At 46.8% G+C, this 9,602-nt stretch carries 12 protein-coding genes; 11 read left to right on the top strand and 1 reads right to left on the bottom strand.

Annotated elements, in window-relative coordinates; translation table 11 throughout:
* The 11 genes from ACR2PX_RS29080 to ACR2PX_RS29030 all read left to right on the top strand — a co-directional run.
* Positions 1-617: flavin reductase family protein (locus ACR2PX_RS29080; protein ID WP_434002847.1), on the top strand; the 617-nt coding region annotated here is incomplete at its 5' end.
* A 113-nt stretch (positions 618-730) separates the two neighbouring features.
* Positions 731-2,470, top strand: a complete 1,740-nt coding sequence (locus ACR2PX_RS29075) for an FAD-binding protein (protein ID WP_434002846.1) — start codon at positions 731-733, stop codon at positions 2,468-2,470.
* The gene (locus ACR2PX_RS29070; RefSeq protein ID WP_434002845.1) at positions 2,457-3,206 is read left to right on the top strand and encodes a glucose 1-dehydrogenase; all 750 of its coding nucleotides are present in this window, start codon (positions 2,457-2,459) and stop codon (positions 3,204-3,206) included. The genes ACR2PX_RS29075 and ACR2PX_RS29070 overlap by 14 nt, the downstream gene beginning before the upstream one ends.
* Before the next feature lie 58 nt (positions 3,207-3,264).
* Complete coding sequence (locus ACR2PX_RS29065) at positions 3,265-4,326, top strand: 2Fe-2S iron-sulfur cluster-binding protein (protein ID WP_434002844.1); 1,062 nt, start codon at positions 3,265-3,267, stop codon at positions 4,324-4,326.
* Positions 4,327-4,468: 142 nt separating this feature from the next.
* Positions 4,469-4,765: a BrnT family toxin gene (locus ACR2PX_RS29060; RefSeq protein ID WP_434002843.1), complete on the top strand. Its 297-nt coding sequence runs from the start codon at positions 4,469-4,471 to the stop codon at positions 4,763-4,765.
* A 5-nt stretch (positions 4,766-4,770) separates the two neighbouring features.
* Positions 4,771-4,971, top strand: coding sequence for a hypothetical protein (locus ACR2PX_RS29055; protein WP_434002842.1), 201 nt, complete (start codon positions 4,771-4,773; stop codon positions 4,969-4,971).
* Positions 4,955-5,110 carry a hypothetical protein gene (locus ACR2PX_RS29050; protein WP_434002841.1) on the top strand — a complete coding sequence of 52 codons (156 nt, stop codon included), beginning with the start codon at positions 4,955-4,957 and terminating at the stop codon, positions 5,108-5,110. Before ACR2PX_RS29055 ends, ACR2PX_RS29050 begins: the two co-directional genes overlap by 17 nt.
* A 33-nt stretch (positions 5,111-5,143) precedes the next feature.
* Complete coding sequence (locus tag ACR2PX_RS29045; protein ID WP_434002840.1) at positions 5,144-5,398, top strand: hypothetical protein; 255 nt, start codon at positions 5,144-5,146, stop codon at positions 5,396-5,398.
* Positions 5,399-5,412: 14 nt separating this feature from the next.
* Positions 5,413-5,745: a hypothetical protein gene (locus tag ACR2PX_RS29040; RefSeq protein ID WP_434002839.1), complete on the top strand. Its 333-nt coding sequence runs from the start codon at positions 5,413-5,415 to the stop codon at positions 5,743-5,745.
* Between the two features lie 39 nt (positions 5,746-5,784).
* A complete protein-coding gene (locus ACR2PX_RS29035) occupies positions 5,785-7,371 on the top strand; it encodes a FadD3 family acyl-CoA ligase (protein ID WP_434002838.1) in 1,587 nt (528 codons plus the stop codon).
* 299 nt (positions 7,372-7,670) lie between these two features.
* Entirely contained in the window at positions 7,671-9,257 is a 1,587-nt protein-coding gene (locus ACR2PX_RS29030; protein WP_434002837.1) for a GMC family oxidoreductase, read from the top strand.
* Between the two features lie 70 nt (positions 9,258-9,327).
* Here ACR2PX_RS29030 and ACR2PX_RS29025 read toward each other — a convergent pair.
* Positions 9,328-9,602, bottom strand: a 275-nt coding sequence (locus ACR2PX_RS29025; RefSeq protein ID WP_434002836.1) for a hypothetical protein, incomplete at its 5' end; no start/stop codon positions are given.

The following is a 9,602-nucleotide window of genomic DNA, read 5'->3' as shown; positions in this document are numbered from 1 at the left end:
ATAAGAGCCTTCAGCCGGATAAGAGCCTTCAGCCGGATAAGAGCCTTCAGCCGGATAAGAGCCTTCAGCCGGATAAGAGCCTTCAGCCGGATAAGAGCCTTCAGCCGGATAAGAGCCTTCAGCCCGAAGCCATCATGAGTCTGATGAAGCAATCCATGAGAAGGCTTGCCAGCTCTGTTTCGGTGGTGTCTTCAACCAATGGCAGTGAGCGGCACGCTATGGCGGCAACCTCTGTTACTTCTCTTTCCATGGATCCTCCTTCACTGCTGGTTTGCGTGAACAAATCGATTGCCATGCATGACGTGCTGGATGAAGGTGCCGATTTTTGCATCAATATCCTCAGTCAGGAACATGCAGAGGTTTCATCAGCCTGTGGCGGAAAACTGAGAGGCGAGGAGCGCTTTACTGTGGGTAACTGGAAAGAGTCAGAGAATGGTCTGCCTTACCTGGCCGATGCTCAGTCGGCGATTTTTCTGCAGCAGGATGGGCGCTACGAATATGGCACACACACCATTTTCATTGGTCGGGTTACCCATGCACTGAACAGCGACGACATTGATCCATTGATTTATGTTGATGGCCGTTACACCACAACGGAAGAAGCGGAAGAGGCTTAAGCGCCAGAGTAGCCAGCACCGACATACCATTCAGTGGCTATAACCAGTAGCTATAAAATTTCGAATCACCGCATGTTCACAGAACAATAAAAACAAGAAGACAGAGGGCATTCATGAATCGACAGCACCGCTCAGACCAGAGCAATGATATTCCTCAGCCAGTCAGGGTCAGTAATCCTGACGATATCCAATGGCACCAGGAGCTCGATGTCGTCGTCGTGGGTTTTGGAGGAGCCGGTGTCAGTGCAGCGCTTCAGGCTGTTGAGAAGGGTGCCGATGTGCTCGCGCTTGATCGATTCTTTGGTGGTGGTGCTACCACTTTGAGTGGAGGGGTGGTTTATGCCGGTGGCGGCAGTCAGTATCAAAAAGCAGCAGGCTTTGATGATACTCCAGAAGAGATGTTCAAATACCTGAAAATGGAAGTCGGTGATGCGGTCAGTGATAACACGCTGAAGCATTTCTGTGATCAGAGTATTGAAAACCTGGACTGGCTGGCGAGCAATAATGTCCAGTTTGCCGGTAATGTACCGGCGGAAAAAACCTCTTACCCCGGTAAGAAATTCTTTCTGTATTACTCAGGCAATGAAGGCGTGGGCAGCTACGCTGAAAAAGCCCGACCTGCTCCCAGAGGACATAGAACCGCTGGTGTCGGAATGTCGGGTAATAATTTCTTTTCAGCCCTGCAGCAAACGGCGCTTCAGAAAGGTGTCAAGGTTCAGGGGCAGAGTGAAGCCGTGGGTCTGGTAGTCGATGATTCCGGAGACGTGCTGGGCGTTGAAATTCGATGTTTGCCTGAAGGTTCCGAAGCGGCTAAAAAGCATAAGAAACTGTCTGATTTTGCTACCAAAATGCATTTGTATTCTCGTAAAAAAGCGTTCAATCTCCGGGCCCAGGCAGAAAAAATTGAGCATGAATTGGGTGAAACCCGATTTATTCGCGCTAAAAAGGGAGTAGTGCTTTCTACCGGAGGGTTTGTATTTAACAAAGCGATGGTTGAAAAGTATGCGCCCATTTATAGCAAAGGACTCCAGTTGGGAGCGACCGGTTGCAACGGCAGCGGTATACGACTGGGACAGAGTGTGGGTGGTGCTGTTGACCGAATGGATAAAATGAGTGCCTGGCGCTTTATCAATCCACCTAAAGGCTGGTCTCAGGGCATGGTAGTGAACAAGCAGGGCGAACGCTTTTGTAATGAAGAAGTGTATGGTGCCAAGCTGGGTTATGAAATGTGTGAGAACCAGGATGGCAAAGCTTTTGTCATTATCAATAAAGCACTGTTCAAAAAATCCATCCGTGATGTGGCTCCCTGGAAAGTCTGGTCTTTCCAGATGTTGCCAGCCCTGATGACGATGTTCATGGGGGCAAAAAAAGCTAAAACCATTGAAGAGCTGGCGGCAAAAATCAAAGTGCCTGCAGACAAACTGACAGCGACTATTAATGATTACTCTGCAGCCGCTAAAGGTCAGAAAGAAGATGTGCTGGGTAAATCAAAAGGTTTCCTGATGCCTGTCGACGAAGGTCCCTGGTATGCGCTGGATGCTTCAATAGACAGCGACCTGATGCCTTGCCCGGTGATTTCTCTGGGGGGGCTGAAGGTCTCTGAAGAGACGGGACAAGTTATTAATGAGCAGGGCGATGCCATCAAAGGGCTTTATGCAGCCGGTCGGGCTGCCATTGGTGTAGCATCCAACCTTTACGTAAGCGGGCTTTCCATTGCTGATTGTGTGTACTCGGGAAGACGGGCAGGCCAGCATATGACTTCTGCACAAGCGACCGAAACCCAGCGTCAGTCAGTCCTGAATCAAGAAAGTGCCCTGAACTCAAGTAAGGAGTCTGCCAGTGAGCCGTGTTAAAGATAAAGTGTGCATCGTTACCGGTGGTGCCAATGGTATGGGTCGCGAAGATGTGTTGCTGCTTGCTGAGCAGGGCGCAAAAGTTGTTCTGACCGATATAAATGAAGAAGCTGGTCAGGCTCTGGCGGACGAAATTGGCGAGCAGGCACTGTTTATTCGTCATGATGTGGCTTCAGAACATGACTGGAAAAACGTCATTGATACAACGTTGAGTACTTTCGGTCGCTTGGATGTGCTGGTTAATAATGCCGGTATTCTGGAGTTGGCCTCGATTGAAGATACCGATCTTGCACTTTGGCAGAAGATTAACCGGGTTAACGGTGACAGCATATTCCTTGGTTGTAAGTTTGCCATCGAAGCCATGAAGTCCAGTGGGGGTGGTTCAATCATCAATATGTCATCGATTGCCGCCATTTCCGGCCAGAGCTTCACCTGCGCTTATTCAGCTTCCAAAGGGGCTGTGGCAGCAATGACCCGCTCGGTTGCTCTGCATTGTAAAGAGAAGGGGTATGGAATCCGCTGCAACTCTGTGCACCCGGACGGTGTGGATACACCTATGACTCAAAGATATACCGGCGGAGCTTTGTCGGAAGAAGTCATGAACGATCCCAATAACCGAATCTGTCATCCCAGAGAAATAGCCAACCTGGTACTCTTTCTGGCATCGGATGAATCCCGTTTTATCAACGGAGCAGAATTGAAAATAGACAATGCCCAAAGCATCAGTGGTGGTTGAGTTTATCAACCATTAACGGAATGCCATTAGAGAAAAGAATAAAAAGAGAGATGTAACCATGACTGCAGAAACCAGCCTGAGCAAAACCCGTTATCACAATCTGGAAGTGGCCGACGTGATCGAAGAAACCCACGACAGTAAGTCTGTGGTTTTCAAGATTCCCCAGGATCAAAAGGAAGCTTTTGAGTATTTGCCAGGCCAGTTTCTGACTCTGAAAGTGCCTTACGATGGCAAGCAGTTGATACGTTGCTATTCACTGGCCAGTTCGCCTCATGTTGAGGTAGAGCACAAAGTCACCATTAAACGAGTGGATGGCGGTCGTATTTCCAACTGGATCAATGATGAAGTGAAAGCGGGCGATAGCATCGAAGTGATGCCACCTGCCGGCCTGTTTTATCTGAATGATGCCAGCAATGACGTTGTGCTGTTTGGTGGTGGTTCCGGTATCACGCCAGTTATCTCTATTCTTAAATCTGCGCTTAAAACAACAGGGCGCAGGGTTAAGCTGGTTTATGCCAATCGTGATGAAAATTCAGTGATCTTTCAGGAAGAGCTCAAGCAGATTGAACAAGCTCATAGTGATCGTCTGGAGATTGTTTACATCTACGACTCTGTTCATGGTTTCCTGAATCCTGAAATGGTCAGGGAAGTCATAACCGGACATGTCGGTGCCGAGTTTTATATTTGTGGCCCCGGACCTTTCATGGACACAGTAGAAAACACTTTACTGTCCGAAGGTGAAGAGAAATCTCGTATTCATGTAGAACGCTTTGTATCTCCTGCCGACCCAGATGAAGCCGCTGCTCTTGAAGCTGAGGCGATAGCCGCAGCGGGTGATTCAACGGTGACAGCATTCAAAGTGGAACTGGATGGTGAAGAGCACAGTGTTGACTATGAAAAAGGTGATACCGTCCTGAAATCCATGTTGAAAGCGGGAATTGATGCGCCTTTTTCCTGCGAAGAAGGTATGTGTGGTGCCTGCATGTGTGAGATTGAGGGAGGGGAGTCTCAGCTGGGAATCAATGAAGTTCTGACCGATGAAGAACTGGAAGAAGGCTGGACGCTAGCCTGTCAGTGCCGTCCTATCAGTGGCAACATCACGGTGAAGTTCCCGGATTAAATTGCGCCCAATTAAGTAAGATAGGATTACTTAATTGATGTTCGGCACGCTCTAGGATAAATACGAGTAGTGGACGACCACAGTGTAGCCGACAGTGTTGTCAGTGCTCAGCTTCCACTACATAAGCCTGCGAGAGGAAAAAATGGAATTTGAGTGGGATGAAAAGAAAAATGAAGCTAACTGGATTAAGCACAGAGTAGATTTTTCAGATGCACTGTATGTATTCTTGGACGACTCTAGAATAGAGCGTGAAGATATAAGGAATCACTATGGGGAAACTCGGTACCAAACTATGGGCATGACAGAACAAGGTGTTTTGTTTGTTATATTTACTGAGCGGTCAAATGATACAATTCGTCTAATCTCGGCTCGTAAGGCAAACAAGCAGGAGAGAAAGTGGTATGAAAGGGGATATTTCAGATCATTGGCGGCAGGGTGATATTGATGACTGTGAAAAAAGTTAAGTTTGAAGATATAAGAAAGCATAAAGGCCGTACTACAAAGAAAGAGTTGGATGAACTGTCAGATACAGATATCAAAGAAGCTGTCTTAGGGGACAAGGATTCGGCTATGCCGACAGAAGATGAGCTAAAAGAATTCGGCACTCCTAAGAAAAGGAATATATCTGATGATGAAAAAAGTTAAACTTAGTGAAGTAAAAAAACAAAAAGGAAAAACCGATTGGAATCATCTTAGAAAGGATGAGATTAGCCCTCCGATCGACCCTGAAGCACCCGAACTAAACATTCAGCAACTCGCTCAAATGAAACCATCAAAGAAGTGAGTATGAGATAGATCATTATTCGGGGAGAAAATAATGAAAATTTCAACTAGCTGTCATAAGCAGTTTTCGCTAGATCTAAATGAATCTGAGTTAAAAATTATTATTGAAGCCCTATCTGAAAAAGAGAGGGACTTGGCTGAGTTATGTTCTCATGATCTGGATGAAGATGCAGTTGCTGAAGCTGGTAATGATCTGATTGAACTAAGACTTTTATTAGGCTTTTTGAAAGATAACGCTGTTGAAGTTTATGGTCAAAATATACTTAATTTTTCAAGAAGTACTCTATAGGTGATATCGGTAGGATGGAAGCTATTTTAGAGGCTTTTGACAAAGCGATTAAAAGATTGGTAACTCCTGTTGCTATGTTGATAGCAGCCGCTTTGCTCATGAAAGGAGCGGGGCAGAATGAAGCCTATGCAAATGTCACTTACGTTATGATCATTTTATTGTGCTTTGGGGCCTTATTCTATGCAGTACTGTCTTTCATGCTAACCATAGAAAAACTCAGAGAAGCGGATTTGCCTTTATTTTCAAAGTTAGTAATTAGTGCATGGTTTGGACCTATATATGTTGTGCTTGGTGTTGCTGCATTGAAGTTGAGCTTTGATAAGCAATTATTAGCTATTCCAGAATAGTGTAAAGAAAAATAATGATAAACAATAGGTGAGTTGAGCATGTCAGACGTGACCACGTATCAAACCATTCCAGCATTGATGGACGATGTGGCAGAGCAGTACGCTGACCGCAATGCTGTAGAAGGCGAAGGTAAGGTATTAACTTACCAGGAGTTGAATCAACTCAGAAAGCAGGCTGCCGCTGCACTGGTTGGAATGGGAGTTAAAGAAGGTGACCGCATTGCTGTCTGGGCCCCCAACATCTGGGAATGGATTGTGGCGGCTACCGCTCTGCAAACGGTCGGTGCTGCTCTTGTCCCTCTGAATACCCGAATGAAAGGCTCCGAAGCGGGTTATGTTCTGAAAGCCAGTGGTGCCAAAATTCTGTTTGCGATGGATGAGTTTCTGGGTACCAGCTATCCACAAATGTTAAAAGATGAAGACCTGCCTGAGCTGGATACCATTATTACGTTCCGACCCAAAGCAAACTCTGATCAGACCATGGGTTGGGATGAGTTTCTGGGCATGTCTGACTTTTCCAGCGAAGCTGAAGTCAATATCCGTCAGAGCCGCGTCAAGAGCGACACTATGTCGGACCTTTTGTTTACCTCTGGTACCACAGGTAAGCAGAAAGGTGTTATTACCCAGCACGAGCAGAACCTGAAAGTAGTGGCTGACTGGAGTGAAGTTGTTGGCCTGACGGAAGGTGATCGCTATTTGATTGTGAACCCTTTCTTCCATTCTTTTGGCTACAAGGCTGGATGGTTGGCAGCCCTGATGAGAGGGGCGACCATTCTGCCCCTGCAGGTGTTTGATGTACCGACTATTTTGCAGAGAGTAGCTGAAGAAAAAATTACGGTTCTACCAGGGCCTCCCACGTTGTATCAATCCATACTTTCTCATCCGGACCGGGAACAATACGACATCAGTTCTCTGCGTGTGGCGGTGACTGGCGCTGCTGCCATTCCCGTCAGTATGATTCAGGCGATGGATGAAGTGCTGGGCTTTGACAACATTGTTACGGCCTATGGCCTGACGGAAGTTTGTGGTTTTGCAACCATCTGTCGTCCAGGGGATTCACCTGAATTGATCGCCAATACTTCTGGTCGAGCCATGCCAGGTGTAGAAGTTCGTTGTATTGATGAGTTTGGTGTAGAAGTACGCAGAGGAACGCCCGGTGAAGTCGTTGTGCGTGGGCCCAATGTGATGCAGGGCTACTTTAATAACGATGAGGCTACCAAAGAAACCATTGATGTCAATGGCTGGTTACACACCGGAGACATTGGGATTATGGATTCGCTGGGGTATCTGAAAATCACCGATCGGATGAAAGACATGATCATTACTGGTGGTTTCAACGTTTATCCGGCTGAAATCGAGAACCTGATGAACTGTCATGAAGCCATTGCCCAAGTCTCTGTAGTTGGTGTTGCTGATGAGCGTTTGGGTGAGGTCGCCATGGCCTGGATTGTCAAAAATCCGGAACAGACACTGGAAGAGAAAGAGTTGATTCAGTGGTGTCGTGAAGAAATGGCGAATTATAAAGTGCCCCGGCATGTTCGTTTTATCGAAAACCTGCCATTAAATGCTTCAGGAAAAGTCATGAAGTTTGAACTTCGGGACCGGGCTGAGCAGGAACTGGGCTGATAAAAAACGGTTCAGACAAAAAGCCATCTGTTTTGAGTATCCTTGAAACAGATGGCTTTTTTGTTGCGTGAATATTCTTACACCTTGTGGTATTTGTTCCCTCTATAGTCCTTTTGTGCGACATTAAGTCGAACGATTTAATGTACGATCTTCCATGATTGCTATACCTGTTTGAAAAGGTCGTTCCTGAGCTATCTGTACCGGAAAGCCGTCAATACTATTTTTTGCTCATGGCTGTTTCTCGCTCATGGCTGTTTCTCGCTCATGGCTGTTTAGAAAAACGCAGGATGATGTTTTTTATGTATGACTTTATCATTGTCGGTGCCGGTTCGGCTGGCTGCGTACTGGCTAACCGCCTCTCTGCTAACCCTGCTCACAAAGTTTTGTTGCTGGAAGCAGGCCCTAGGGATAATAATCCGGTGATTCATATGCCCGGTGGTGCGGCTGAAGCTATGAAGAGCTCTAAGCTCAACTGGAAAATGGAATCCACCCGCCAGAAAAATATGGGTAACCGAAAGCTGGCTGTACCGAGGGGAAAAACCCTGGGTGGCTCCAGTGCGGTCAATGGCATGGTATACGTTCGTGGTCATGCATCAGACTATGATGATTGGGCGGCTTCAGGTAATGAAGGGTGGAGCTATAACGAAGTTCTGCCTTACTTCAAGAAAAGTGAAAACAACGAACGCGGTGCCAATGACTTTCATGGTGATCAGGGCGAATTGCTGGTCAGCGATGCCGGTTCAGGACTCCCGGCTTTTGATGTCTTTGTAGAAGCTGGCAGAGAGATTGGCATCAAAGAGTGTGATGATTTCAACGGTGCCGATCAGGAAGGTATAGGCCTTTATCAGACAACCATTCGCAAAGGCTTAAGAAGCAGCAGTGCGTCCGCCTTTCTCCGACCCGCAGAAAAACGGAAGAACCTCACAGTAAGAACCGGTGTAGAAGTTACCCGTGTTATTTTGTCCGGAAAACGGGTTACGGGCGTTGAGCTGTTGAGTGGAAAAAAGACAGAAGTCGTCAATGCTTCCCGTGAAGTCATACTCAGTGCCGGGGCTATCAAGAGCCCACATCTTCTTCAATTATCAGGCATAGGCCGCGAAGCGGATCTGTCAGAAGCCGGGGTAAGAACGCTTCATGAATTACCCGGTGTGGGCTACAACCTGCAGGAGCATCTGGATCTTCATATCAATTATGAGTGCAGACCCGAACTCAGCCTGAATGGTTTGGACTTTTTTCCCCATAACGCCAAGATAGGTCTGGAATGGCTTCTGACCAAAGATGGAATTGGTGCATACAGTGGGATTGAAGGGGGGGCTTTTGTTAAAAGTTCGCCAGAATTAAGCCGGCCAGATATCCAGTTTCACTTTGTCCCTACCTATATGATCAGCCTGACGGACCCATTGCCCAGAACCAAAGGGTTGTCTATTCAGGGATGTAATCTCAGGCCGGAAAGTCGTGGGTTTGTTAAGTTGCAATCAAGCAACCCGTTGGATTGTCCGGAAATTGACTTTAATTTACTGGACAGTGAATACGACTGGCAGGTTCTGCGCAAAGCTCTGGATGTTACTTTTGAAATGGCTGCTTCCAAAGCCTGGTCGAAATACATCACTCGACCGATCACACCTAATCTCGATAGCACTAATGATGAAGTGCTCAGGGATGTTATTCGTCGTACGGCAGAGACGGTTTATCATCCGGTCGGTAGTTGTAAGATGGGTCAGGATGAACTGGCTGTTGTTGATGAAACGTTAAAAGTGCGTGGTCTCGAAGGGATCAGAGTGTGTGATGCGTCTATCATTCCTAACCTGATCGGTGGTAATACCAATGCACCTACCATGATGATTGGGGAAAAGTGCGCTGATATGATTCTGGCCGAGGCGTCTTGATAGCCAGTATATAAACCCATGTAAGGGAGGGGCTGTACCAGGTTTTAACCCGGTACAGCGGGGGAGGGGATTACGACTGTTTCTGGCCGTAAATGTCTTGGTAGAGTTTCTTAAGTATGTTGATCTCTTGAGTCAGGGCAGTGACTTTTTCCTGCAGTTGCCCGTTTTCTGTCTCAAGTTCTTTTACACGTGCTTCAGTAGCTTGCTCTTGTTCTTTTTTCGGGGCTTTTACAGGTTGGCTGATGAAAAGTGAGGGGTTGCAACAGAAATAGCCTTCAGGAGACGATTGATTTATAAGGATCAAAATTTCTGAAGGATCAGACATGTGTGCAACACCCTCACTAC

The organism is Endozoicomonas sp., assembly GCF_051008435.1.
Taxonomy (GTDB): Bacteria; Pseudomonadota; Gammaproteobacteria; order Pseudomonadales; family Endozoicomonadaceae; genus Endozoicomonas_A.
This window is presented reverse-complemented; position numbering and strand designations above follow the sequence as displayed.